The organism is Saccharibacter sp. EH611 (assembly GCF_009834765.1).
In the GTDB taxonomy this organism is placed as follows: domain Bacteria; phylum Pseudomonadota; class Alphaproteobacteria; order Acetobacterales; family Acetobacteraceae; genus Saccharibacter.
In genome coordinates this window covers 26,293-52,146 of record NZ_WVHP01000002.1, presented here as the reverse complement: position 1 = coordinate 52,146, position 25,854 = coordinate 26,293, and the positions used below count along the sequence as shown (strand labels likewise).

The window sequence follows — 25,854 nt, the reverse complement described above, 5'->3', positions numbered from 1 at the left end:
CCCTCACCTTGCTCTATGTCTTCCCGCAGCTTTGCTTGTAGCAGATCTTTCCTCATTACGCAGTTATAAAAGGCGATGAACTCTTACTGTTTCAAGATAGCATCTCGTGTTTTTAGCGAAATGAAGGGGTTTGCATGGAACCCTTTTCCCTTATACGAAGGAGATTATTTAGCGATACCCTCATCGGATGAGATTTTTCTCAAAAACTGGAGAGGATGAAGTGGTCGAAAATCTGTCATCCTTTCACTTTGGCAGCGACAAGAAAAACCTTCGATGAGAGAAAAAGAATTTATATTATTTTCCCAATGTTGACGAAATATCTTTTTAGATAACTCTACATTTGTTCCCTCGTGGCCAAAAAGACCTGCCATACCGCAACATCCGAGTTTTTTCTGTGTTATGGTAATTCCAAAGGATGCCATAACATGAGACCATAATTGACCATTCTCGGGAGTTAATGCTTGTGATGTACAATGTGAAATAAAATGAGCATCATATTTTTTTGATAGGATTCCTTTATGATCCTCGCGCCGATCATAAAGGAATTCTTCTGGAGAGCATGGATGTGCTGAATGCTCTCCATATTCGTCTCTATATTCATGCTCAAACATCAGACCCGTCGCAGGGTCAAGGGTTATCACAGGTATATTATTCTGTGTGATAGAAGAAACTTCTCGGATGATTTTCTGCGCTGTTCGTAAGAAGGGTTGTCTAAATCCCTTCACATGACAGGCTTTTCCGTTATTCAGAACAGGCGTGACGCGTACATCATAGCCTAGTTTATGAAGGAAAAAGTAAGTATCCTCTACTAAGGAACCATCAAAACTTCCCGTAAAGCTATCTTGTAAGATAACAACTTTTTTGCTGCTATCCCCATCTTGAAGCCACTTATCCGTTATTTTTGCAGAAGAAGGTAATGTTGCTGGAGAAAAAGAGGGAAGATCGACTAGACCAATAAAAGAAAATATCTTTCTTGATAGTCTATTCTTCATACCAACATTTGTTAATCTTGGCATAAAGCGACCTAATGTAAGAAGAGGCTCGAGGAAAAGAATAAGATAATCTTTTAACGGCCTCACACGGAATCGGTAATATTCGTTGTAAAAACGTGAGCGTAATTTTGGAATATCAACTCGGATAGGGCACTGAGAGCTACAAGCTTTACAGGAAAGGCATGTTTCCAAGTTATTTTTTACTGAAGATAAAAAAGAGCGATACACTTTTTTGTTCTTTTGTGGGGTGGTAGAAAGCCTTAACCACTCACGCAATAAAGCAGCACGTCCCTTCGGCGATTGCAAACGATCTTTTGTGCCTTTGTACGAAGGGCACATAATGATATCTGGCTCTTGGTTAAAGCAGGTGCCATTACCATTGCAATGGATAGCTTCTCTATAATTTTCCTGATGTTTTTCTTTAATAGAGCCATCAAAGGTTCCACGAAAAGGAATTTCGTCAATTTTTAAAACATGATGGTCATTAACAGGAACGAGTTTTCCGCGGTTAAACAGATCATTTGGGTCAAAGGCTTTTTTAATACGGCATAGCTCGTTAAAGAGTGTCTCACCAAAAAAGAGAGGTGAAAACTCCCCACGAACTCCCCTACCATGTTCTCCCCACAACAATCCCCCATGATGATGGGTTAACTGAGCAACCCTATCTGTAATACGACGAATACGGTGCTGATCTTCTGGGGATTGCATATCCAAAAAAGGTCGAACGTGGAGACAGCCCACATCGGCATGGCCGAACATGCCGTAATCTAACTGTTCATCGTCTAATACGCGCCGGAAGTCGCGCACATAGGCAGGAAGATTGTCAGGAGGAACAGCCGTATCCTCCACAAAGGGCACTCCCTGCTTATTGCCTCTCGGACGCCCTAAAAGACCAACGGCCTTAGCTCTGAGTTCCCAAAGCTGCGAAATGACAGCAGGATTGACAACTGTATGGCAGTCAATAACTCCTGGGAAGGAAGAAAGCTGTTTCGCTTGCTTAAGGCGCTGTTCAAGCGAAGAGATATCATCCCCCACGAACTCGACAAAATTGATTCCTCGAACCGGTTTCTCTGTCTCTCCTCCAAGAGCCTCTTTAATTGTAGACCACGAAGCATCATCACGGGCAGTATCTAAGAGCCGGTCATCAAGAACTTCAATCGCTAGAGGGTCGGAGGATAATAATGGCTTGATATGTCGTAAGGCAGCATCAAATTCATCATAACGGACAACAAGAAGAGAGCGATGTGTGGGAATTTCCTTTACACGAAGGACAATTTCTTCCGTTAAGGCAAGTGTTCCTTCAGAGCCTGCAAAAAGCCGTATTGGATTAAATTCACCACTTTCAAGGCAAATCTTTTGCAAATTATATCCCGTCAGACCTCTATTCATCTTAGGGAAAACACGCTCAATCTCATCCTGTTGTTCTGTAACAACGCGATAGAGCTCGCGGCATCCGATTGAAGCGCGGTTTGTTCCTTCTAATAGGGTTTGCGTTTCCTCTTGAGTAAAGGATTTAGCGCAGAAGGACGAGCCGTCTGACAAAATAACACTCAGAGTTTCAATATAGTCCGATGTTTTCCCATAAATACGAGACCCCTTCCCCGATGCATCTGTCGCAATCATCCCACCGATTGTTGCGCGTGTTGCCGTCGAGACCATTGGTGGAAAAAACACACCATAAGGTTTGAGGAACGCGTTAAGTCGTGACAAAATAACTCCAGGTTGGACACGAACCGTTAATTTTTCTGGATCATACTTAATGATCTGATCCATGTAACGCGATACATCAACCATTACGCCTTGCGTTAAGGACTGGGCATTTGTTCCCGTCCCTCCTCCCCGTGGAGAAAGAGGTATCTGCGCTTGTTGAGAAGCTTCTACCGCAAGCCTGAGGTCTTTCCCATGTTTAGGATAGATAGCAAGTTTCGGCATCTGCTGATAGATGCTATTATCTGTTGCCGCTATTAATCGTTCAGCATAGGAACTGCCAATGTCCCCCTCAAATTCTCCATCCTTGAGGTACTGAATAAACATCGTCAGTTCAGTAGATTCATGGCGACGGGAGGTCATGATGGCAGCTCCTTAAAGGATGATCACTCCACAGTGACAGACTTAGCAAGGTTACGTGGTTGATCAACATCAGTTCCTTTTAACAAAGCCACCTCATAAGCGAGCATTTGCACAGGAATGGTGTACAAGATCGGTGCTACAAAGGCATCAACATCAGGTAGAACCACAAGATGCTCGGCAATATCATTGAGACGCTCTGCACCTTTGGCATCTGTGAAAGCGAGGATACGCCCGCCTCGTGCCTTTGCCTCCTGTAAGTTTGAGAGTGTCTTATCAAAAAGAATAGTTGACGGTGCGATGGCAACAACTGGAACGCTAGGGTCTATCAAGCTGATAGGGCCATGCTTGAGCTCTCCAGCTGCGTAAGCTTCAGCATGTATATAGCTGATTTCCTTTAATTTTAACGCGCCTTCTTGTGCAATCGGCATACAAATACCGCGGCCCAAATAAAGGACATCACGCGCTTGCGCAATCACGCGTGCCATGACACGCACTGCGCCAAAAAGCTTCATCACTTCTGCAGCGCGAGAAGGAAGATCAAGCAGATGATTGGTTAATTCTCGCTCTCGCTGAGCATCAATAATATCTCGTTTACGCGCAAAGGTGAGCGTCAACGCCGCTAGAACGGATAGTTGTGCTGTGAAAGCTTTTGTCGAAGCAACCGAAATTTCTGGCCCAGCAACCATACCGAGGACAAGATCACTCTCTCGTCCCATCGTTGAATGCTCAACATTCAAGATAGAGACAATTTTTTGTTGCTCTCTTTTGAGTACGCGCAATACACCTAGCGTATCTGCTGTTTCCCCAGACTGCGAGATAAGCAACGCCATACCTTGGTTAGGTTGAGGCGGATTACGATAACGAAGCTCCGAGGCAACATCAATATCAATCGGCAAACGAGCAATTGACTCCAACCAGTAACGCCCCACCATCCCAGCATAAAAGGCAGAACCACATGCCGTAATCGTCGCTCTTGGCAAGGTTGCAGGGTCAAATGGCATTTCTGGCAAGACAAGCTGACGTGTTGTGGGGTCTGTAATCCGTTGTAATGTTTGACCAATTGCTAAAGGATGCTCATGTAGCTCCTTTTCCATAAAATGACGATAACCGTCTTTTCCGATTTGTCCGCTAGTCAAAGAAGCCGTCTGAATGGGGCGATGGACTTCATTCCCTTCTGGATCGAAAATCTCAACAGAATGTGTTTTAAGAACGCACCAATCCCCATCTTCGAGATAGGTAATTCGACGAGACAGAGGAGCAAGAGCCAAACTATCGGAGCCGAGAAACATTTCCCCTTCCCCATAGCCGATCGCCAAGGGGGCCCCATGACGTGCCCCAATCAATAGGCCATCATGGCCCTCAAAAATCATCGCAAGAGCGTAAGCGCCCTCAAGTCGTCTAATCGTAGCGAAAGCTGCCTCTTGAGGTGTATCGCCATGCTCAATGCATTCATCAAGAAGGTGCGCAATAACCTCGGAATCTGTCTCTGTTGTGAATGACCGACCTCTTTCGCTTAGTTCACGCTTTAATTCGGCAAAATTTTCAATAATGCCATTATGAACAATAGCGACTTGGCCGACATGATGCGGATGTGCATTGAGGGTCGTCGGGGCGCCGTGCGTCGCCCAACGTGTATGGCCAATCGCTGTTGTCCCTGTAAGAGGAGTTTCACGAAGAGCCGCTTCAAGATTATCCAGCTTCCCAGCGGCACGGCAACGCGTGATATGTTGGTGATGGTCGATCGTCGCAATACCGGCTGAATCATAGCCCCGATATTCTAAACGTCTTAGCCCTTCCAATACGATCGGTGTTCCAGGATGATGTCCGACAACGCCACAAATACCACACATTAGCTTTGTTCCTTTTTCGTTTTAAGCGCCCTTTGATAGGCTAAGCCTCGTTCGGCTTTAATGACTTGTTTGGCCCGCCCTAGAGCCATTGCCTTGTTAGGGATATTCTCCGTAATAACACTGCCAGCAGCGATTAACGTATTGTCTCCTACAGTAACGGGAGCAACAATAATGCTGTTTGATCCTACAAAACTGTTATTCCCTATTGTTGTTTTGTGCTTAAAGACACCGTCATAATTACATGTGATCGTTCCAGCGCCTATATTCGTTTTTTCTCCAATAGTCGTATCACCCAAATAAGAAAGATGGTTCGCCTTACTGCCCTCACCTAAAACCGTATTCTTCAGTTCAACAAAATTACCAACATGCGACCCTTCTGAGCACGTAGTTCCAGGACGTAAACGAGCATAAGGCCCAATGGCAGCATTTGCTTCAACAATGCAGCCCTCTAAATGAGAAAAAGCACGAATTGTGCATCCTTCTCGCAAGATAACCTGTGGGCCTAAAAACACATGTGGCTCAATGGTAACGTCTGGACTTATCTGTGTATCAGCACTTAAGAAAATAGAAGCTGGGTCGACGAGTGTTGCGCCATTTTCCATAGCCTGAAGGCGTAACCGATCCTGCAACAATGCTTCTGCACGCGCAAGTTCCATGCGAGAATTTACGCCTATGAGCTCGTTTTCATCCCCTTCAACACAACACACTTCCCCGCTAGAAGAGGCCAGACTGACAACATCAGTGAGGTAATATTCACCTTGGGCATTGTTGGGCTCAATTTTTTCCAGCCATTGTCGGAATAACGATGCATCTGCACACATCATTCCGGCATTACAAAGCGTAATGGCACGTTCCTCAGGTGAAGCATCTTTATATTCAACAATACGCTCAATCGTGCCATTCCTTCCGGCGACGAGACGTCCATAATGAGCAGGGTTAGCTGGGCGCATACCAAGCAACGACAGACGAGCACCATTCTGACGAGCCCGCAGCAGGCGTTCCAATGTTCGAGACGTTAACAGCGGATTGTCTGCGTAAAGGAAAACAACGTCTCCCTCACCAACATATGGCATAGCTGTTAACGCTGCGTGCCCTGTGCCTAAGCGTTCTTTTTGAACAACTGTCTGATGAGGAGCTACCGTTTCTTCAAGCTCCGTCATATCAGGACCGACAACAACGACGATCCGGTCTACGATAGCCGAGGCCATCTCAATCACATGCGTGACCATAGGACGGTTGGCCAAACGTTGCATAGCCTTAGGGGAGCGGGACTTCATGCGTGTTCCCATTCCGGCAGCAAGAATGACAGCGGTCGTCATTGATGTCATGGCTACTCTCTTCTCTACTTTCTATCGTCCGGGTTACCTGAACTTACAGAGGACGTCAAAAGAAAGACTGATGATATTTTAGGGTATGTGCTTCGGAAGTGGTTTGACATTATTCCCATGTGTGATCCTGGGGGCCGACTGCAAAACCAAAATGAGCTGTCCAAGCTTAGGATGTAAAAACTCTATACGAACTGGAATAATATGACCATCATCGAGTTTTTTAAACCATGCAGCTCCTGGATGAGGTGATGCTTGTATAGCTTTATGGGAGGATCCTTGCACAAAACCACCGATTTGCCGCCCAGTAAAGTCACATCTCATTAAGGATCCTGTATAGTACGGATCCCGCTCTTCGGGAACGGTATCGTTGCGTGGGCCGTGTGCATCAATTTGCATGAGGCGGAGCCCATCAAAAACAGCCCCCGACACATCGCATGACTGTTTTGTTTCCAAACGATGAAGCAAAGAACCTAAAGCACTCAGAATGTCCATTGACGCATGCAAAGGTTCAGAAGGCAGAGGCTCACGATCATCGTCTTTAGGGGTTTGCGCGGTGATATGAGGGCCGTCATGGTCAAAGACTAAATGAACATGACGGTTATGACCGCGAGAATAGCCGTAGCTATCATAAACAACGGGAGACGTTTGTTCACCAACAAAACGCCCCTCTACAGTAGCCGTTAAGTTGACGGTCAAAAACCAACTCGCCAGTCCAACCGTGGACAAATTGGCTGTGGCACCATATCCCCAAGGCTGCAAGATATAAGAAGCTGTCGTGTCGATGACATGATAGCCATGAACAATTGTTGCATACCGAAGACTAATCGTGTCTGACGCAGGTGCCGATGTTTGGGCACCTGCGTAGGGAGAAACACTCAAAGAGATAACACAAGCACAAAGAGCAAAGGCTGCTCTCTTGAGAGTGTGACCTACATAAAAGCGCTTCTTATACATCAAGATTAGCAACTCTGAGAGCATTATCGATAATGAATTCACGACGAGGCTCAACAACATCCCCCATCAGTGTGGAGAAAACTTGGCTTGCTTCATCAACATCGCCAACTTGAACTTGGAGCAGTGTCCGTGTAGCTGGGTCGAGCGTCGTATGCCAAAGTTGCTCATCATTCATCTCTCCAAGCCCCTTGAAGCGATTGATAGCAAGGCCACGACGCCCTTGAGAGAGAATATAATCTAAAAGCAGTCCAGGCCCTCCAAGGGTGAAGCTTTTTTGGTCAACTGTCAGAGTAAGAGGTTTCTGGAAATCACGTGCCAAGCGCTCTCCTTGCTGAGCCAAGCGACGGGCTTCTGTAGAACGGATGAGGCTACCTTCGAAAGTATATACTTCCCCTACGCCACGTAAAGAACGCGCACAGCTAATCCCTTGATCCGTAAGTGAGACCTTCCATCCGCGCTCATTCTCAGGGGACGCGGCATCAAGACGTCTCTGGAAATCGAGCATATGAGCTTCTCTTACAGAGGCCTCCGTACTGAGAACTTGTGCAATGGCAGCTTGCTCAACAATCCAAAGCGGGATCCGTGCAGACAACGTCTGTAGCCCATGAGCAATCTCACGTAATGAGAGAATTTCACGACGGAGCGCCTCACCTTCCAGATGACGCCCATCACAATAGTCCAATGTGGCCCGGTTGAGCGTTCTATCAAGAAGATAGGTTTCTAGAGCAGCATCATCTTTCAAATAATGCTCTTCTTGTCCACGTTTGGCCCGATAAAGAGGTGGCTGGGCAATGTAGAGATGACCATTTTCAACCAATTCAGGCATTTGTCTGAAAAAGAAGGTCAGCAGAAGTGTGCGAATATGGGATCCATCCACATCAGCATCCGTCATAATGACGATCTTATGATAGCGCAACTTCTCTAGATTAAACCCACCTTGCTCGACAGCACCCCGGCCAATGCCCGTACCTAATGCAGTAATTAAGGTTCCAATTTCAGCGGATCCCAGCATACGGTCAAAACGGGCACGCTCAATATTAAGAATCTTCCCACGCAATGGAAGAATTGCTTGGAAACGGCGATCACGCCCCTGCTTCGCCGTCCCGCCAGCAGAATCGCCCTCCACAATGAAGATTTCAGATTCCGCAGGATTGCGCGTCTGACAATCGGCCAGTTTTCCCGGAAGTGACGAAACGTCCAATACCCCTTTGCGGCGTGTTAGTTCACGTGCCCGCCGTGCGGCTTCACGAGCGCTTGCTGCATCAATAACTTTGCCAACAATCGCCCGTGCTTCTTTAGGGTGCGTCTCAAACCAATGACTAATCATGTCAGAAGCCACGGTATGAACGACCGGCTGAACTTCTGATGAAACCAGCTTATCTTTGGTTTGAGAAGAGAACTTAGGGTCAGGCACTTTAACGGAGAGAATAGCCGTCATCCCTTCCCGCATATCCTCGCCAGTTAAAGAGCCAGCCTCTTTCTTGGAGTGTTGAACGGCATATTTACCGACAGCACGCGTCAAAGCCTGGCGGAAGCCGGCGAGATGCGTTCCCCCATCGCGTTGGGGAATATTGTTGGTGAAGCATAGCATCGTTTCATGAAAGCTATCGTTCCAACAAAGAGCAAACTCCACCCGAATGCCGCTTTCTTGGTCTTCTGTTTCCCCTGTGATAGGCGGATCAAAGAGAGAGACTCTTGAGCTATCAAGCCACTGAGCAAAGGCACTTAACCCACCCTCATAATGAAAGACAACTTCCTTAGAATCACTTGAACGTTCATCACGGAGGATAATCTTCATGCCTGAATTCAAAAAGGCAAGTTCCCGCACGCGTCTTTCGAGGGTCGCGAAGTCAAATTCCGTTTTAGTAAACGTCTGCTGGCTCGGCTTAAATGTCACTTCAGTGCCATTCTCTTCTTCCGACGAACCAACGACGTGCAAAGCTTCGTCGCGCTCACCATGCTGAAAGCGAATGATATGTTCTTTGCCATGACGCCAAATGCGAACGAGCATCCACTCAGAAAGTGCATTCACAACAGCGGCACCAACGCCGTGCAACCCACCTGAAACCTTATAGGAGTTTTGGTTAAACTTCCCACCAGCATGGAGTTTGGTCAGCACAACCTCAGCAGCGCTTATCCCCTCTTCTTTATGCATATCTGTAGGAATGCCGCGTCCATTATCACGGACGGTAACAGAACCATCCCCGTTTAATGTGAGGGTACAATAAGTTGCGTACCCTGCTTGTGCTTCATCGACGGCATTATCAATAATTTCAAACACCATATGATGAAGGCCGGAACCATCATCCGTATCACCGATATACATGCCCGGGCGTTTGCGAACGGCATCAAGCCCTTTTAACACCGAGATAGCGGAGGCACCGTATTCCTCTTTATCAACAGAAAGATTTTCCGGCTGCTTCTGATTTTCTGACATGCCTGCGCACCACTCCGGTTTACGATCAACGTATAAAAAGTGATTATACGTTGATTTCTTTTTCAAAGCCAGAGCATCACTCACGCTCTGGATAAAGATTGCCTTCTTCAACTCTAATAAAATCGGCCCAACCTTTCATGGGAAAGAAAAGCTGGGAATCTGTTCCTGTTAGCACACCGGTCGTTTGTATTTTTTTAACCGCCTCTATAAGGGCAGTGCGATGTTTTTCGTCTAAATGCACAAAAGGCTCATCCAGCAAAATAAGAGGAGCTTCTCCCCAGTTTTTTTGCACACATCGGCCATGAGAGAGAATAAGGCTCAAGAGCATAATTTTTTGTTGCCCACTACTGAGAAATGCAGCGTCTTGATGACTAGCAGAATCACGTACTGCAAGGTCAGCTCGGTGAGCGCCCACACTTGTAAGACCTTTCATGCGATCAGTTTCTCTTCTCTTTTTCAGACTATCCCGTAGCCAGTCTTCAACATGAAGAGCGGGAGAAGAACATAGCTGTTCAGCTAAAGAGCAACGCAAATGAAGTGTCACTTTCGGGAAGCCGGCGACGCTCAGAGATGAGTCATGTAACTGTTCGAGCGTTGCCAAACGGGCTGCCGTTATGGCAACAGCATGACGGCTGATAGAAGCCTCAATCGAATCAAGCCACACGCTTTGATCTGCTTGGGTAGCGAGAATACGATTACGACTAGCAACAGAGCGATCATGTGCGACCAGTTGCTTCGCATGATCGGGCATAAGAGCTGCAACAAGACGATCGAAAAAGCGTCGTCGTTGGGAAGCCCCTTCACTAAAAAGACGGTCCATTTTGGGAGTTAGCCATACACAAGCGCAGAGTTCGGCAATATCGCTTTGTGTTTTGACAGGCTCATCATCAAGTAAGAAGAGGCGCCGGCCATTCCCAGCACTTTGACACCCCGTTGCCAAGCGAAATTGTTGGGAATGGCTCTGTAAGAAAGCTGAAATGCCCCATTGCTGGGCACCGTTTCGGCTTAAACGATGAGAGGCTGCACCATGGAGGCCGCGTCCCGGTGACAGCAGCGATAGCGCTTCTAGCAGGTTTGTTTTCCCGCTACCATTGAGGCCATAGAGAACATTAATAAGGGAGTGTGGCTCCCACACGGCCCGTTGATAGTTACGGAAATCAGTGAGAGCCAGCCGTAGAAGTCTCAAAAAACCATCACATTACGGTTTATACGCGAATAGGCATAAGCACATAAAGAGCAGACGCTTCCTGCGTATCACGGATCAGAGTAGGCGATGCACTATCCGCAAAGCAGAACTCCGCTTCTGCATCAATCTGGTCAGTAATATCTGTCAAATAACGCGCTTGAAAGCCAATCTCCATCGGCTCTGCATTATATGTCACCTGGTTTTCATCAAGCTCTTCCTGCGCAACACCTTGATCCGAGCTTGTGGCTGAAAGCGTCAAATGGTTTTTCGTTGCAATCAACTTAACAGGTCGTGAACGTTCCTGACTAATAGCTGAAACACGTCCAACTGCTGACGCTAAATCCTGACGAGATACCCGTAAAATACGATCATTCCCTTCAGGGATGACACGGCCATATTCTGGGAAAGTCCCATCAACCAGCTTAGAGGTAAGCGTAACCGAACCAGCACGAAACTGAATGCGTGTCTCAGAAAGTGACACTTCTACAGTAGCATCATCACTATCTAGCAGCTTACGAATTTCTGCAACAGTTTTGCGCGGGATAATAACACCCGGCATTTCTTCTGCCCCAACTGGGAGGTCTGCATCAACCTTAGCAAGGCGATGGCCATCCGTGGCCACCGCACGCAACATATTAGACCGTCCCTCATTGGCAACATGAAAGAAAATCCCATTAAGATAATAACGGGTTTCCTCATTTGACATCGCAAATTTCGTACGATCAATCAGGCTGCGTAATACACCGGATTGTAACGTGAAATGATGCGGCAAATCTCCTGCAACCATCGCAGGAAAATCATCAACAGGAAGGACGTTGAGGTTAGTTTCATACCGCCCTGCACGCACAAGAAGGGGGGCATCCTCTTCGTTTTGCTCGAACTCGACCGCAGCCCCATCAGGAAGTTTGCGAACAATTTCAAACAAAACAGCCGCTGGTACCGTTGCTGAACCAGGACGCACTGCTTCGGAAGGAATCTCTTCCACCAATGCAATTTCCATATCTGTTGCGGTTAAACGCAACACCTCGCCATCATGTGCAAGCAACACATTGGCCAAAATGGGAATTGTATTACGTTTTTCCGCCACGCCATGGATATGAGCAAGGGCACGTTGTAACGGTACGCGGTCGGCTGTGAATTTCATATCTGTCCCAAACCCTTAAGAAATCTCAATCCCTCTATGTAACAGAGCTCAAAGATAGAAGGAAAGATCTTTTAATTTTCCAGCATACGCTTCAGCAATTCAACGCTTTCAGCGAATGTTGCATCTTCTTTAATCAGCTCCGTCACGCGTGAAACGGCATGCATAACGGTTGTGTGATCCCGGTTCCCGAACTTACGCCCAATTTCAGGCAAACTCCGGCTCGTCAGGTTTTTAGCAAGATACATAGCCACCTGACGGGGGCGGGCAACGGCACGTGCACGACGCGCAGAAGACATGTCCGTAAGACGAATATTCCAATGTTCGGCTACTTTGCGTTGAATGTCATCAATCGTAACGCGCCGTTCATGGGCTTTCAGCATATCTTTAAGGACGTCTTGCGTGCTTTCTAGTGTGACAGGACGTCCAACCAAATCAGCATGAGCAATAAGACGGTTTAATGCTCCTTCAAGCTCACGCACATTTGTTGTGATCTTATGCGCGAGATATTCAAGCACTTTCCCAGGGACAGGAACCCCAGAAGCGCCCGCTTTCGCTTCCAAAATGGAGATACGCAGTTCAAAAGTCGTCGCATGAATATCGGCAACCATGCCGCATCCTAAGCGCGTTCTCAGCCGGTCTTCCAACCCTGAAAGATCAGATGGGCTTTTGTCAGCGCTAACAACAATCTGACGCCCTGCATCCACAAGAGCATTGAAGGTATGGAAGAACTCCTCCTGTGTATTGTCCTTCCCAATGAGAAACTGGAGGTCATCAATCATAAGAACATCCACAGAACGCAGTTGCTCTTTAAATTCCATCGTAGATTGAGAGCGGATAGAAGCAATGAAGCGGTACATAAACTTTTCAGCAGACATATAAGCCACTGAAACATTGCCCATCCGCACGAGTTCAGAGCCAATAGCATGCATTAGATGCGTTTTACCTAGCCCTACTCCACCGTACAGAAAAAGAGGGTTAAATCCGGGGCTCGATGGACGTTCTGCAACGCGTCGAGCACAGGCATAGGCAAATTCATTTGGTTTGCCAACAACAAAGCTATCAAAGGTAAAACGTGGGTCGAGAGGGACAGCGAGGTCGCTTTTAATCTCGTTCGCGAGAGGGCGTGCATTGCTCGTTTCTTCGGCTGCGGAAGTCTCAACCTCCGGTTCGGGCGAAGATGACGGCTGATCGCTCTCTGAAGGAGGGGTCATTCCTTTGCGAACCTGGAGCTCTACGCGCTGAATGACCTTGCTTTCTTGGCGCCAAAGAGTCTGAAGACGTTCACCATATTGGCTGCGTACCCAATCGCGCAAAAAACGTGATGGGAGGAAGAGAACAATCTCATCTTCTTCGACAGGCCCTAGAACGATCTGCTGAAGCCATGTCCGGTATTCAACCTCACCAACCTCAGTTTTGAGGCGATCGCGAATGCGCACCCAAGTCGCCTCAAGAAGGGCGGATTCAGAAGAGGTGACAGCAGCGTCCAAAGACTGAGCGTTTTCCACTTCCGATCTCCGTTCTCAATTGCTTATGGCGACCTACAGAAAGGTCTTTCCCCCTCTCTGCCCGGCCTTGATGACAACAATAACCTGCTCTGCAGATGCACAAGGATAAAACATTCTTCACCTGCTAAGCAAGCGAAGGCTGCCTTATACACAACAGAATAGTTCCAAAAAAAGAACGCGCCCAAAGGCGCGCCCAAAACAGCTTCCAAAGAAACTGTTTTTATAATCTAGAGCTACGTGCTCTTACGCTGCTGCTAGCGACTTAATACGTGCTGACAGGCGTGAAAGCTTACGGCTAACCGTATTGCGTGCGATCACACCCTTACCAGCAGCGCGCTGCATTTCAGGCTGAGCGGCGCGGAATGCAGCGTCAGCTGCAGCCTTATCACCGGAAAGGATTGCTTTTTCAACGCTCTTCACGAACGTACGCATACGTGACAGACGGGATGCATTGCGCAGACGGCGACGTTCGTTCTGACGGATGCGTTTACGTGCTGAAGGAGTATTTGCCATGGGTCTTCCGTTATTTCCTGCGGACAGTTCGCTACAAAATATTGATAGCCCTCTACCCTTAGATCAGCTCTTCGTCAAGCATTCTTCCTTAAACCGACCCGTTTAATGCTCACTTTTCTGGTGCTGTGGGCAAAAAAAGGTGGATCGTCCCGATTGAGTGATTTTCGTAATAAGCGCTTTTCGTTTTTTTTGAGCACATATTGGGCAAGATTCCCCTGCCCGCCCATACACTTGATGAAGCTCCTGAAAGCTTCCCTTTTGGCCATCGGCAGTGACATAATCTCGCAATGTAGAACCTCCTGCTGCTAGCGCTTCACGTAGAATTTCGGGAATAACGTGAGATAAACGCTCATACTCAGTCTGGGAAAGCGCGTTCGCAGTTTTTTGTGGATGAATCCCAGCTCTAAACAGGGCTTCACATACATAAATATTGCCTAATCCAACTATTTTGGTCTGATCAAGAAGTGCGTTTTTGATAGGAGAATGTGTCTTCTCAAACAGGTCTCTTATAGTAATTGGCGTCAAGGGTTCTTCTCCCAGAGGCTCGATTCCTAAGCGCTTCATAAAAGGCGGCTCTGACGCAGGGGGAGACGGGAAGGCATCCACCATCCCGAAGCGTCGTGGATCCACTAACGCAATGCGTGTCCCTTCGTTGAGCAAAAAATCAAAATGCTGATGTTTACGTAATTCATGAGCATCGCTGGCTTTGTCTATAAAGAGACGCCCGGACATGCCCAAATGTATGAGCACGGTCCAATTATTATCTAGGTCAATAAGAATATATTTAGCGCGTCGCCTTACCTCCTGCACCTTTGCTCTCATAAGGATCATCTTAAGGTTCGATGGGAATGGACGACGTAGATCAGGACGGTTTATATGTACCTGCTGGATACGCTTTCCCTTAAGGGCAGTGCGTATTCCACGCATGATGGTCTCAACTTCGGGTAGTTCTGGCATAATGCTCTACAATACGGTAACGATGAATGTATGACAGATAGCGCTAAACCCCACCTCTCGTCTTCTCCTTCCTCCAGCCATGAGGAAGAAAATATCGATTTCGGCTACCGTGACGTGCCGCGTCATGAGAAAAAATCTATGGTTCGTCACGTATTTGAAAGCGTTGCGGGCAAATATGATGTCATGAATGACGCCATGTCATTGGGAATTCATCGTGTCTGGAAACGCATTTTCATTACGATGCTAGCACCGCAGCCAGGTCAAACACTTCTTGATCTGGCAGGAGGCACTGGCGACATCACGTTTGGCTGGCTGAAACGTGGGGGCGGTCATGCTATTTTGTCCGATATTAATGAGGCCATGCTGGACGTGGGACGGGAGCGTGCCATTAAGGCCGGACTTATTGATCGCATGGATGTGCAGGTTGTGGATGCAGAAACACTCCCCTTCCCTGATGCATCCATGGATCGCGTGTCCATGGCGTTCGGCTTACGTAACTGCACGGATAAAGACGCTGTTTTGAGAGAGGTCAGACGCGTTCTTAAACCGGGTGGACGTTTTCTCTGTCTTGAATTTTCAAAGGTCGATATTGCCGCTCTCGCACCGATTTATGACGCGTGGTCATTCCAAGTGCTACCGCGGATGGGCCAAATGATCGCAGGCGATGCTGAAAGCTATCAATATCTCGCTGAAAGCATTCGCATGTTCCCTGACCAGGAAACGCTTGCCTCTATGATGCGCACAGCTGGGCTGGAACGTGTTACATACCAGAACCTCTCTGGCGGCATTGTGGCTATCCATTCAGGTTGGCGTCTCTAAAAATGGCTCATATCGTGCTGGTTATCAGTGGAGGGATTGCTGCTTATCGCGCGTTGGATGTGGCTCGGATGCTGCGCCGTGATGGGCATCATATTACTCCTGTGATGACAGCAGCTGCTCAGGAGTTTGTGACTCCTCTTTCGGTAGAAGTTTTATGCGGAGCCCCGGTTCATCATCAGCTTTTTTCATCAACTGATGACAGTGCGATAGACCATATCGCCTTAGCTCGTTCTGCTGATTGCCTCTTATGTTGCCCCGCAACCGCGAACCTTATAGCGCGCATGGCTCATGGAATGGCTAATGACCTTGCGACAACGGTTTTATTAGCCACTCGCGCTCCCATTCTGTTAGCTCCTGCTATGAATGTGCGCATGTGGGATCATCCCGCGACCCGCAACAACTTAGCGCTCCTTACACAACGTGGCGTAAGCGTTATTGAGCCAGAGGAAGGGGAAATGGCCTGTGGGGAATATGGCGTTGGTCGGCTTAGTAGCCCTGAGCACATTGTCGCTGCTGTTCGCACATGTTTATCCCCACATCAAAAGCCTTTGACTGGACGTCATGCTCTCGTTACGGCTGGCCCAACTGTAGAACCTATCGACCCGGTTCGATTTTTGTCTAACCATTCATCAGGCTTACAAGGTTATGCAGTTGCCAAAGCGCTTGCACAATTAGGAGCTGTGGTCACATTAGTAAGCGGGCCTGTGTCTTTAACGACTCCGGAAAATGTTACGCGTATTGATGTGCAAACAGCTCAGCAAATGAGGGAAGCTTGTATTTCTGCTCTTCCTGCTGATATTGCCGTTTGTGTTGCTGCTGTGAGTGACTGGCGCCCTAAGCATGTAAGCGTTGTAAAAAACAAAAAAAATACAGGCTCTCTTCCACCAATCGAGCTTACGGAAAATCCAGATATCCTGCGTGATCTCTGCCACATAGGGTCACAACGCCCTTCCTTAGTGGTCGGCTTCGCAGCGGAAACAGACCATGTTCTGAAGCATGCTCAGGAAAAGCGTCGTAAAAAAGGCTGTGAGTGGCTGCTTGCCAACGACGTTAGCCAAGGCGTTTTCGGACAAGAAAACAACCGCGTTCACTTTATCACAGAAGATACGGTAGAAGACTGGCCTACGATGAGCAAAGAGGCACTTGCGATGCAATTAGCCCAGAAAATTGCTTCTTTCTTTCACCAGCAGGACACATAATAAATCCCATGACCCATATTGTTCATGTCCCCCTCAAACGTTTACCGCATGCAGAAGATTTAGACCTTCCCAGCTATGGAACCGCTGGCGCTGCTGGGGTCGATTTTCTGGCAGCCGTTACAGAGCCAGTTATTATTCCACCAGGTGAACGAGCATTGATCCCGACGGGACTATGTGTTGCTTTGCCGAGCAATTATGAATTGCAGATCCGGCCTCGTTCTGGTCTTGCACTCAAGCATGGATTGATTGTCCCTAACTCTCCGGGAACAATTGACGAAGATTATCGTGGCGAAATCCGTATAATCGTCATGAATGCTGGTCGTGATGCTTTTACAGTTGAAAGAGGTATGCGAATTGCTCAGGGTGTTCTTGCGCCTGTTGTGCGAATCACATGGCAGGAATGCGATAGCCTGGATGAAACAGCACGCGGAAGCGGGGGTTTCGGCAGCACGGGACATTAAGGAAGGAACGATGGACGACCGAATACCCATGAGTTGGTCATGAGAGGCTGCTTTCCTCTCATGTCATGGATATCGAAAACCGAAGGCAGACTTGCCCATTGGCTTTCTGTTGACGGGGGGCGTGGTTTTTTCGTTTGTATTGTTGTGCTTGGTCTTCTGGCTTATGGAGGCCAGCTCCTTGTACCGAATAGTTTACCAGCACTACACAATGCAGACTTATGGACGGCTCCCTTAGTCACCTTAGCTCAGGCTTTTGCAGCAGGAGGCCTTGCACTGAGTGTGGCTTTCTCGATTTTAGCCCTTGTCTCGTGCTCACAAAGATTGCGTATTTTGACACGCACTATCTGCGCTTTCTGTTCTGATATCCCTGTTCTGGGGGGTGTTAGTTTAGTCCTAGGATTGTGCCTTCCCTTCTCCGCTGTTGTCGCTATAACAGCCTTTAGTTTATGTGTCCGTATTGTGCGGGCGGCGTTAAATGAAGAAGAAAATATTCCTTCTTCCTACCTCAAAACGGCCCAATCACTAAGGTTGAAAACGTGGCAGTGCTTCTGGCGTATTCATATGCCCGTTGCCTTTCCCAAAATTGCGCAAACAATTCTCGAAGATGTACCTGATTTTTGGCTGCGTCTGTTAGGGGCTCAAGCATTACTGGCTATGATTGAACCACATTATAGCAGTGGATGTGGTGCTCAAGCTTTTGAAGCGCTAATGCAGCATAAAATGGGCCTTTTTTGTTGGGCTCTAGGCGCCATGTTCCTCATAAGAGCACTGGTATATCAAGCCGTTATTGGCCCGTTAGTACAGCGTTCACATCGCTATCATACTCCGCCCCACTTGGCTCCTTCTCTCCATGATGATGGAGAAACACTATGGTGGAAAAAAAGCCTCGTATGGCTCTTTCTAGTAAGTGGATTATTGATCTTCTGGACTATTATAACTCCCCTACACTCGTGGTTTTTCTTCCTTCGTGAGGGAGGGGTTTTTCTCATTAGCAGTCTTATCATTTTAACCTGCTGTGCGGCACTCTGGACAGTGCTAGGTGGGTATATGATAGGAAAACGAGGCAATCTCCGACGGTTGTTTCATCTCCTTTCGGCTCTTTTTTTGATGAGTCCGTTTGTTTTTTTAGAGCCTTTCTTCCACTCTTATATCGCTTTTGTCATATGCCTTATCTTATCTCTTCAAGGAGCGTTCGGTTGGAGTATTTTAGCAAAAGATGAAGGCAAGCATCAAAAACGATTATATCGAACTGCACGACATTTACGCGTCCCACCCTTTTCTTTTTGGCAAAAAATTCGCCTTCCTCTAGCACTCCCTGCCGTTTCTCGTGGAGCTCTATATACACTTTCGCCTATGTGGAATTCTCTCTATCTTGGAGGGGCGCTCTCACCTCTAGTATGGGTGGCTTTCAGAGAAGGTAGTTTCTCTAAACAGCCTGCAGAAACATTTTCTCTCCTCATCATTATGACGTCCTGCGCTCTTATAGTTCGTCACGCTATCGCATGTCCTTTGCAGCGCTATCTCCTCCGTAAATACAAGGTTTCACCATGAGCGTTCTTCTAAGTTTGCAAGGCTGCACGCATTCTTTTGCTAAACGCCATGCCTCCCCCATTACAATCCTTGAGAATATCACGCTCACAATCCGCGAGGGTGAAATTTTAGGGCTTGTGGGGCGCTCTGGCTCTGGAAAGTCGAGCTTGATGGAAATTATGAGCGGCCTGCTGCTTCCTTCCCAAGGACGTGTCTTGTGGCGCGGTGAGACTGCAACAAAAAATGATCTCTCTCATGTTTCTGCTGTTCTGCAGGATGACACTTTATTCCCGTGGCTAACCGTACGAGAAAATATCTTATTGGCATTAGAGGCCTATTCATTATCAGCAGCTCGCCGAAAAGAAATTGCAGATGATGTCATTGAGATCATGGATATTGACGGTTATGAGGGTGCTTTCCCACGTGAGCTATCTGATGCTCTTAAACAACGCACAATATTAGCACGAGCGTTAGCGCAGCAACCTGAACTGCTTCTCCTTGATGAGCCTTTTTTAGATCTTGAGATGCTCAGCGCTGAAAATCTTAGAACAGATCTTATTGAATTGTGGAGTGAAAACCGCCTTTCCCCCTTAAAAGCCATGATGCTTGCCACACATGCGATCGAAGAAGCTGTGTTAATGTGTGACCGTATTCTTCTATTTTCATCAGGGCCGGGGCGTATCACGCACGAGATTCCTGTGCCTTTCCCTCATCCACGCAATCGACAGTCAGCTGAGTTTCGTCATTTCGTTGACCAAATTTATATTCTTATGACGCGTCGGGCGCCAATTATCTCTGAAGCTGATTTACCAGCTTCACCAGCACATGAAACGCTCTCCTCTACGGAAGACGATGACACATTTATTGTACTTCCTGATTTGTCGATCGAACTTCTGGTGGGTTTGCTCGAAACTCTTGAGACACCGCCACTTTGCGGTCGTGCTGATCTTCCCGATCTTGCACAGCGCTTGCAGATGACACTGGATGATCTTCTCCCGCTTGGGGAGATTTTACAGCTTCTCGATCTTGCCGAGCTTGAAGATGGGGATCTCCTCCTTACAACAGCCGGGCAAACCTTCACAGCAGGCGATGCTGATGCGCGACGTGACATCATGCGATCAGCTCTCCTGCATGCTCTCCCCTTATTACGCGCCATACGAGGAGCTTTAGATGAACGACATAGCCATACGATAGACGCTGATTATTTCCGTCGTCAGCTCGAAAAAAACATGTCTGAGAACTACGCGCATCAGACGCTTAACACCGCCATCGCATGGGCGCGTTACGCCAGTCTTTTCGGTTATGATGAAGAGACTGATCGTTTTCTTCTTGAAGCTGACGACTAAGGGAATAGGAAATTTATTCCGGATTTTTTAAACGGTCTCTGTACATTTTACGTGCTTTTGCCACTTTAGGGGCGACAACAGCTGCACAATACGCCGTCTCAGGATTACGTGCGAAATAATCGCTATGTTTTTCCTCAGCTTTCCAGAAAGTAACTGGCCCTTCAATCGCTGTGACGAGCGGAGCGCCCCAGATATTTTCTTTTTCTATAGCTGCTTTTACATCGTGAGCAACGGCTTGCTGCTGGGCATCACCAAAAATGACAGAGCGATACTGCGTTCCCTTGTCATTTCCTTGGCGATTAAGCTGCGTGGGATCATGCGTGGTGAAAAAGACCCGTAGAATGTCTGCCAATCCAATAATGGCCGGGTCAAACGTGATACGCACAACCTCCGCATGACCTGTGGTATCCGTGCAGACCTGCTCATAAGATGGATCTGACGTATGACCGCCCGCATAGCCTGGTTCTGTTGAGAGAATGCCTTTTAGGCCATTAAAAATCGCCTCAACACACCAAAAGCACCCTCCACCAAGAAGAATTGTGTCTTTTTCTGCCATAGCTGGTCTCCTAATCTTACATGTCATCCAAGTATGGTTACATATGAGCCCTACAAGCTTCTCTCGCTAGGGGGAGAAGAAGGTGTTTTCATATCTTTCAATTTTTATAAAGAACGTTTATTATTATTTCTCAGAAAAAGTTCTAATCATTACCCTGTTCGAGGTTTTTATGCCGGCTTATCGTTCTCGCACCAGCACTCATGGTCGCAATATGGCCGGGGCACGTGCCCTCTGGCGGGCGACGGGAGTCGCCGATGGAGATTTCGGTAAGCCCATTATAGCCATCGCTAATTCCTACACGCAGTTCGTACCCGGCCATGTACATCTGAAAGATATGGGCCAGCTTGTAGCTTCCGCTATTGAGGAGGCTGGTGGCATTGCACGTGAATTTAACACGATCGCTGTCGATGATGGCATCGCAATGGGCCATGGGGGAATGTTGTATTCTCTCCCCTCGCGTGAGCTGATTGCTGATTCTGTGGAGTATATGGCCAACGCCCACTGTGCTGATGCGCTCGTTTGTATCAGTAACTGTGATAAAATTACGCCGGGCATGCTCATGGCCTCATTGCGTTTGAACATCCCTACAGTATTCGTTTCTGGCGGGCCGATGGAGGCTGGTCGTACGGATATGGATGGGGTCGAACGTGCCACAGACCTTGTGACTTCTATGGTTATGGCAGCAGACGACCGTGTTAGTGATGAGCAATCAGAGCTTGTTGAGCGCTCTGCTTGCCCAACATGCGGCTCCTGTTCGGGTATGTTTACAGCCAACTCAATGAACTGCTTAACTGAAGCATTAGGTCTTTCGTTACCCGGGAATGGTTCTCTTGTTGCGACACATGCAGATCGACGTAATCTTTTCTTAGAAGCAGGTCGTCTCAGTGTTTCCTTAGCCAAGCGCTGGTATGAGCAAGATGATGGCACAGCCCTTCCCCGAGGTATTGCCACCCGTGAGGCCTTTCATAACGCCATGACGCTTGATATTGCGATGGGCGGTTCAACCAATACGGTGTTACATTTATTAGCTGCAGCGCGTGAAGCTGAGGTTGATTTTCATATGAGCGATATTGATCAGCTTTCGCGCCGTGTTCCAAACCTTTGTAAAGTTTCACCCGCAAAAGCTGACGTACATATGGAAGATGTGCATCGTGCAGGGGGAATTCCCGCTATTTTAGGTGAGCTAGATCGTTCGGGATTGCTAAAAACCGACGTGCCAACAGTTCACAGTGCATCATTGGATGAGTTCCTTAAAAAATGGGACATTACACACCAACAACCAGAAGCTTTAGCACTCTTTAGTGCCGCCCCCGGTGGTGTGCGAACTGTCGAAGCTTTCTCGCAAAAAAGTCTTTATAAAGAGCTTGATCAAGACCGAGAAAACGGCGTTGTACGATCACGTGATCATGCTTTCTCTCAAGATGGTGGGCTTGCTGTCCTGTACGGCAACCTTGCCGAAGATGGCGCTATTGTTAAAACAGCTGGCGTGGCAGATCATATCCTTACCTTCACGGGAAAGGCTCGCATTTTCGATAGTCAGGACAGCGCCGTTAATGCCATTTTAAACAAAGAAATCGTTCCTGGCGATGTAGTGGTCATTCGTTATGAAGGGCCTAAAGGCGGCCCTGGTATGCAGGAAATGCTTTATCCAACAAGCTACCTTAAATCCATGGGTTTAGGGGAAAGTTGTGCTCTGATCACAGATGGTCGCTTTTCAGGTGGGAGCTCTGGCTTGTCGGTGGGTCACATCTCACCAGAAGCGGCTGAAGGTGGTCTTATCGGATTGATCGAAGAAGGCGATGTGATTGAAATTGACATCCCTGCCCGCCGTCTTCATCTAGCTTTAAGTGATGAAGAGATTCAACAACGTCGTGATGCGATGACCGCAAAAGGCGAGCATGCTTGGCGGCCTCAACGTGCACGCTCGGTCTCTAAAGCGTTGCAGGCTTACGGAGCTATGACAACTAGCGCCGCCCACGGAGCTGTGCGTGACCTATCACAAATTATCGTCAAAAAACGCTCTTAATATAATGCTGCAGCAAGGGGCTTCCTATCGGGAGGCCCTTTTCTAATGTCAAACGAACGATCCGTAACGACATATCGTATGAACATTCTTTTTAAAATGAGAAACACCAAGGAAGGTGATTATCTCTCAGCATAATGTTAATCTAACTTTTCCAGAATATGAAAAGGGCCTTCTTTTGGAAGGGCCCTTTCCCATTTCGCAAGAGATTTTGTTGGCTCTGAACGGTTAATCTAATCGTCCCAGAGCTGCCTTCTGACGTGTAAGGTCATGCTCAAAATGAGCTAAACGATCACGATTTTCTTGCACCACTTCAGGCTTAGCGCGTGCAACGAAATTTTCATTACCCAGCTTTTTCTCAACCTTTCCAATTTCCGTCTCAAGACGAGAAATTTCTTTACGTAAACGTGCCCGTTCTGCATCAAGGTCAATTAATCCTTCTAGAGGCAGGAAGATGGTTGCTTCGTCTAGAATAATCTGGGCAGCAACGCGTGGGCCATCTTCAGACAACGCCTTTACTTCCGAAGCACGAGCCATGCGGCTAATCGCCTCTTCCCAACGTTGGGCACGCTCAATGGTTTCAGGTTTTGCATCACGGAACCAAAGCGGTGCTTTTTGGGATGGTGGAATCTGCATTTCAGAACGGACAGTTCGCACTTCTGTAATCAGACGAACCAGCCAGTTCACTTCCTCCGCTGCGTCTTGAGCTTGAGCGACGTGCGGCAGCTCTGGCCAAGGTTGGGTCATGAAGTCTCCCTCATAACCAAGTTTTTGCCACAACGTTGCTGTCACAAACGGCGTAACCGGTTGCATCATTCTCAAAATAATGCCGAGCACATAGGCACTAACAGCCTTGAGCTCTTCTGTTTCAGCTCCATTAGCGTTGAAAACAGGTTTTGCGAATTCAACGAACCAATCGCAGAAAATATTCCACACAAACTGATAGCAGCAGCGTGCATAATCATCAAAGCGTGATGCTTCTAATGCCGCATTCGCACTATCCGTTGCTTTCCGTGCTTCTTCAATGATCCAACGTGATAACGTGCTCTGAACTGCTGTTGGATCAAAATTAGCGACAGGCGCAGCGCCATTCATTTGTAGAAAGCGCGATGCATTCCAAAGCTTCGTGACAAAGGAGCGATGCTCTTCTACGCGGCCACGCCCAAGCTTAATATCACGTCCAGGCCCTGCTCCTGCACAAATTGCCAGCCGCGTTGCATCGGCACCAAATTCGGCAATGAGATCCAGCGGGTCAATGCCATTGCCACGAGACTTGGACATCTTCTGTCCCTTTTCGTCGCGCACCAAACCATGGATTAACACCTTATGGAACGGGACTTCATCCATAAAATGGAGCCCCATCATCATCATCCGAGAGACCCAGAAGAAGATAATGTCGAAACCCGTGACTAGCATACTGGTCGGGTAATAACGCTTTAAGGCTTCTGTATCATCTGGCCAACCTAGCGTAGAGAAAGGCCATAAAGCCGAGCTAAACCATGTATCAAGAACATCTTCCTCTTGGGTTAAGGTGACATCTGGCCCAGCTTGTTTGCGTGCATCTTCTTCTGTTTCTGCCACATAGGTCTCACCGTCAGAACCATACCAAGCCGGGATGCGATGACCCCACCAGAGCTGACGGCTAATGCACCAAGGTTGCAGATCACGCATCCACGAAAAGAAGGTATTTTCCCACTGACGTGGTTCAAAAACGATTTTATCTTTTTCAACAGCTTCAATAGCGGGCCCTGCAAGTTTAGGCGCATCACAATACCATTGTAGCGTCAAACGTGGCTCAACAATGGCGCCCCCGCGATCTGCTGTGGGCACTTGCAGCTTATGGGGTTCAACTTTTTCAAGCCATTCAAGGCGCTCAAGCTCTGCCACAATTTTCTTGCGCGCTTCATCCCGATGCACACCTGCTAGCGACTGCACGAAAGTGACATCTGCCACCCCATCAATATTTTCTAAGGAATCAGCAATTTCATCCAGCCAAATATGAGCACTCTCATCTAAGATTGTCGGGGCTGGCAGTTTGTGCCGTTTTCCAACCTCAAAGTCGTTGAAATCATGAGCCGGTGTGATCTTAACCGCACCTGTTCCTTTTTCTGGATCAGAATGTTCATCCGCAACGATGGGAATTTTTCGTCCTGTCAGCGGGAGCACAACCTTGTGACCAATCATATCACGATAGCGGTCATCCTCAGGTGATACGGCGACGGCAACATCACCAAGCATGGTTTCCGGACGTGTTGTCGCTACCGTAATGGTTCGTCCATCCTCTGAAGGATAGCGAATATACCACATTGACCCTTTGGTTTCTTTGTTTTCCACTTCAAGGTCTGAAATCGCTGAACGGAAAACAGGATCCCAGTTGACTAAGCGACGATCTCGATAAATCAGGCCTTCCTTGTGAAGTTGTACAAAAACTTTTCGTACCGCCTTAGAAAGCCCATCATCCATCGTGAAACGCTCACGAGACCAATCAGCTGACGCCCCTAATGTACGCAACTGACGAATGATCGTGCCACCATATTCTTTTTTCCATTCCCATACACGATCAACAAACCCGGGACGCCCAAGCGCTGTTCGGCTAATGCCTTCTTTATCAAGTGCACGCTCGACCACCATTTGTGTGGCAATACCAGCGTGATCTGTCCCAGGCTGCCATAAAACATTAGCACCTTGCTGGCGTTTCCATCGTATCAAAATATCTTGCAGCGTAAAATTCAGCGCATGTCCAAGATGCAACGTGCCTGTTACATTAGGAGGAGGAAACATAATGGAAAATGCTTCCCCTTCTTTTTCGGGGTGCGCTTTAAAAACGCCACTTTCTTCCCATTGACGGTATAAGGTTTCCTCATACGCCGCTGGAAGGAAGGTTTTTTCCAATGAAGAGTTAGACAAAGAGGCAGTTTCGTGCTGTTCGGACATGGTTTTCCGGATCATGAAAAAATGTGACAGTGAAGGTGCTTATATCACTG

18 protein-coding genes are annotated in these 25,854 nt (G+C 47.7%); 6 read left to right on the top strand and 12 right to left on the bottom strand.

Features of this window, described 5'->3' with window-relative positions:
- Positions 1–164 precede the first annotated feature (164 nt).
- The 10 genes from GS535_RS01760 to mutM all read right to left on the bottom strand — a co-directional run bounded on the left by GS535_RS01760 (position 165) and on the right by mutM (position 14,936).
- Positions 165–3,062, bottom strand: a complete 2,898-nt coding sequence (locus GS535_RS01760) for an FAD-binding and (Fe-S)-binding domain-containing protein (RefSeq protein ID WP_160792067.1) — start codon at positions 3,060–3,062, stop codon at positions 165–167.
- 23 nt (positions 3,063–3,085) lie between these two features.
- Complete coding sequence (gene glmS, locus GS535_RS01755) at positions 3,086–4,912, bottom strand: glutamine--fructose-6-phosphate transaminase (isomerizing) (protein ID WP_160792068.1); 1,827 nt, start codon at positions 4,910–4,912, stop codon at positions 3,086–3,088.
- A complete protein-coding gene (glmU, locus tag GS535_RS01750) occupies positions 4,912–6,240 on the bottom strand; it encodes a bifunctional UDP-N-acetylglucosamine diphosphorylase/glucosamine-1-phosphate N-acetyltransferase GlmU (protein WP_160792069.1) in 1,329 nt (442 codons plus the stop codon). The genes glmS and glmU overlap by 1 nt, the downstream gene beginning before the upstream one ends.
- 78 nt (positions 6,241–6,318) lie before the next feature.
- Complete coding sequence (locus tag GS535_RS01745) at positions 6,319–7,119, bottom strand: DUF3108 domain-containing protein (protein WP_160792070.1); 801 nt, start codon at positions 7,117–7,119, stop codon at positions 6,319–6,321.
- A 67-nt stretch (positions 7,120–7,186) separates the two neighbouring features.
- Positions 7,187–9,631 carry a DNA topoisomerase (ATP-hydrolyzing) subunit B gene (gene gyrB, locus GS535_RS01740; protein WP_160792071.1) on the bottom strand — a complete coding sequence of 815 codons (2,445 nt, stop codon included), beginning with the start codon at positions 9,629–9,631 and terminating at the stop codon, positions 7,187–7,189.
- A 76-nt stretch (positions 9,632–9,707) separates the two neighbouring features.
- Entirely contained in the window at positions 9,708–10,817 is a 1,110-nt protein-coding gene (recF, locus tag GS535_RS01735; RefSeq protein ID WP_160799099.1) for a DNA replication/repair protein RecF, read from the bottom strand.
- A 19-nt stretch (positions 10,818–10,836) separates the two neighbouring features.
- Entirely contained in the window at positions 10,837–11,961 is a 1,125-nt protein-coding gene (dnaN, locus tag GS535_RS01730; RefSeq protein ID WP_160792073.1) for a DNA polymerase III subunit beta, read from the bottom strand.
- Between the two features lie 71 nt (positions 11,962–12,032).
- The gene (dnaA, locus tag GS535_RS01725; RefSeq protein WP_160792074.1) at positions 12,033–13,466 is read right to left on the bottom strand and encodes a chromosomal replication initiator protein DnaA; all 1,434 of its coding nucleotides are present in this window, start codon (positions 13,464–13,466) and stop codon (positions 12,033–12,035) included.
- 243 nt (positions 13,467–13,709) lie between these two features.
- Positions 13,710–13,979 carry a 30S ribosomal protein S20 gene (gene rpsT, locus GS535_RS01720; RefSeq protein ID WP_160792075.1) on the bottom strand — a complete coding sequence of 90 codons (270 nt, stop codon included), beginning with the start codon at positions 13,977–13,979 and terminating at the stop codon, positions 13,710–13,712.
- A gap of 102 nt (positions 13,980–14,081) precedes the next feature.
- Positions 14,082–14,936 (bottom strand): bifunctional DNA-formamidopyrimidine glycosylase/DNA-(apurinic or apyrimidinic site) lyase, encoded by an 855-nt coding sequence (gene mutM, locus GS535_RS01715; protein WP_160792076.1) that lies wholly within the window; start codon positions 14,934–14,936, stop codon positions 14,082–14,084.
- A 30-nt stretch (positions 14,937–14,966) separates the two neighbouring features.
- Between mutM and ubiE the strand changes: the two genes are divergently transcribed.
- Genes ubiE through GS535_RS01690 form a run of 5 tightly spaced genes read left to right on the top strand, consistent with a single transcriptional unit; the run spans position 14,967 to position 20,291 of the window.
- Positions 14,967–15,755, top strand: a complete 789-nt coding sequence (gene ubiE, locus GS535_RS01710) for a bifunctional demethylmenaquinone methyltransferase/2-methoxy-6-polyprenyl-1,4-benzoquinol methylase UbiE (protein ID WP_160792077.1) — start codon at positions 14,967–14,969, stop codon at positions 15,753–15,755.
- A 2-nt stretch (positions 15,756–15,757) separates the two neighbouring features.
- Complete coding sequence (coaBC, locus tag GS535_RS01705; RefSeq protein WP_160792078.1) at positions 15,758–16,954, top strand: bifunctional phosphopantothenoylcysteine decarboxylase/phosphopantothenate--cysteine ligase CoaBC; 1,197 nt, start codon at positions 15,758–15,760, stop codon at positions 16,952–16,954.
- Between the two features lie 8 nt (positions 16,955–16,962).
- Positions 16,963–17,415, top strand: coding sequence for a dUTP diphosphatase (dut, locus tag GS535_RS01700; RefSeq protein WP_160792079.1), 453 nt, complete (start codon positions 16,963–16,965; stop codon positions 17,413–17,415).
- Positions 17,416–17,475: 60 nt separating this feature from the next.
- Positions 17,476–18,966, top strand: coding sequence for a hypothetical protein (locus tag GS535_RS01695; protein WP_160792080.1), 1,491 nt, complete (start codon positions 17,476–17,478; stop codon positions 18,964–18,966).
- Complete coding sequence (locus GS535_RS01690) at positions 18,963–20,291, top strand: AAA-associated domain-containing protein (protein ID WP_160792081.1); 1,329 nt, start codon at positions 18,963–18,965, stop codon at positions 20,289–20,291. Before GS535_RS01695 ends, GS535_RS01690 begins: the two co-directional genes overlap by 4 nt.
- A gap of 13 nt (positions 20,292–20,304) precedes the next feature.
- Here the strand turns inward: GS535_RS01690 and msrA are convergent, their stop codons facing one another.
- A complete protein-coding gene (gene msrA / locus GS535_RS01685; protein WP_160792082.1) occupies positions 20,305–20,847 on the bottom strand; it encodes a peptide-methionine (S)-S-oxide reductase MsrA in 543 nt (180 codons plus the stop codon).
- A 169-nt stretch (positions 20,848–21,016) separates the two neighbouring features.
- On the opposite strand from msrA, the gene ilvD reads away from it, so the two are divergent.
- Positions 21,017–22,873, top strand: a complete 1,857-nt coding sequence (gene ilvD, locus GS535_RS01680; protein ID WP_160792083.1) for a dihydroxy-acid dehydratase — start codon at positions 21,017–21,019, stop codon at positions 22,871–22,873.
- Between the two features lie 225 nt (positions 22,874–23,098).
- Here the strand turns inward: ilvD and GS535_RS01675 are convergent, their stop codons facing one another.
- The gene (locus GS535_RS01675) at positions 23,099–25,804 is read right to left on the bottom strand and encodes a valine--tRNA ligase (protein WP_160792084.1); all 2,706 of its coding nucleotides are present in this window, start codon (positions 25,802–25,804) and stop codon (positions 23,099–23,101) included.
- Between the last annotated feature and the right edge of the window lie 50 nt (positions 25,805–25,854).

What these genes read in the sequence shown, in the direction of transcription:
- gyrB (WP_160792071.1), bottom strand. Translation starts at nt 9,631, where the DNA reads ATGTCAGAAAATCAGAAGCAGCCGGAAAATCTTTCTGTTGATAAAGAG.
- glmS (WP_160792068.1), bottom strand. Translation starts at nt 4,912, where the DNA reads ATGTGTGGTATTTGTGGCGTTGTCGGACATCATCCTGGAACACCGATC.
- GS535_RS01690 (WP_160792081.1), top strand. Translation starts at nt 18,963, where the DNA reads ATGAGCGTTCTTCTAAGTTTGCAAGGCTGCACGCATTCTTTTGCTAAA.
- rpsT (WP_160792075.1), bottom strand. Translation starts at nt 13,979, where the DNA reads ATGGCAAATACTCCTTCAGCACGTAAACGCATCCGTCAGAACGAACGT.
- ubiE (WP_160792077.1), top strand. Translation starts at nt 14,967, where the DNA reads ATGACAGATAGCGCTAAACCCCACCTCTCGTCTTCTCCTTCCTCCAGC.
- msrA (WP_160792082.1), bottom strand. Translation starts at nt 20,847, where the DNA reads ATGGCAGAAAAAGACACAATTCTTCTTGGTGGAGGGTGCTTTTGGTGT.
- ilvD (WP_160792083.1), top strand. Translation starts at nt 21,017, where the DNA reads ATGCCGGCTTATCGTTCTCGCACCAGCACTCATGGTCGCAATATGGCC.
- dut (WP_160792079.1), top strand. Translation starts at nt 16,963, where the DNA reads ATGACCCATATTGTTCATGTCCCCCTCAAACGTTTACCGCATGCAGAA.
- GS535_RS01675 (WP_160792084.1), bottom strand. Translation starts at nt 25,804, where the DNA reads ATGTCCGAACAGCACGAAACTGCCTCTTTGTCTAACTCTTCATTGGAA.
- GS535_RS01695 (WP_160792080.1), top strand. Translation starts at nt 17,476, where the DNA reads ATGTCATGGATATCGAAAACCGAAGGCAGACTTGCCCATTGGCTTTCT.
- dnaN (WP_160792073.1), bottom strand. Translation starts at nt 11,961, where the DNA reads ATGAAATTCACAGCCGACCGCGTACCGTTACAACGTGCCCTTGCTCAT.
- GS535_RS01760 (WP_160792067.1), bottom strand. Translation starts at nt 3,062, where the DNA reads ATGACCTCCCGTCGCCATGAATCTACTGAACTGACGATGTTTATTCAG.
- coaBC (WP_160792078.1), top strand. Translation starts at nt 15,758, where the DNA reads ATGGCTCATATCGTGCTGGTTATCAGTGGAGGGATTGCTGCTTATCGC.
- mutM (WP_160792076.1), bottom strand. Translation starts at nt 14,936, where the DNA reads ATGCCAGAACTACCCGAAGTTGAGACCATCATGCGTGGAATACGCACT.
- glmU (WP_160792069.1), bottom strand. Translation starts at nt 6,240, where the DNA reads ATGACATCAATGACGACCGCTGTCATTCTTGCTGCCGGAATGGGAACA.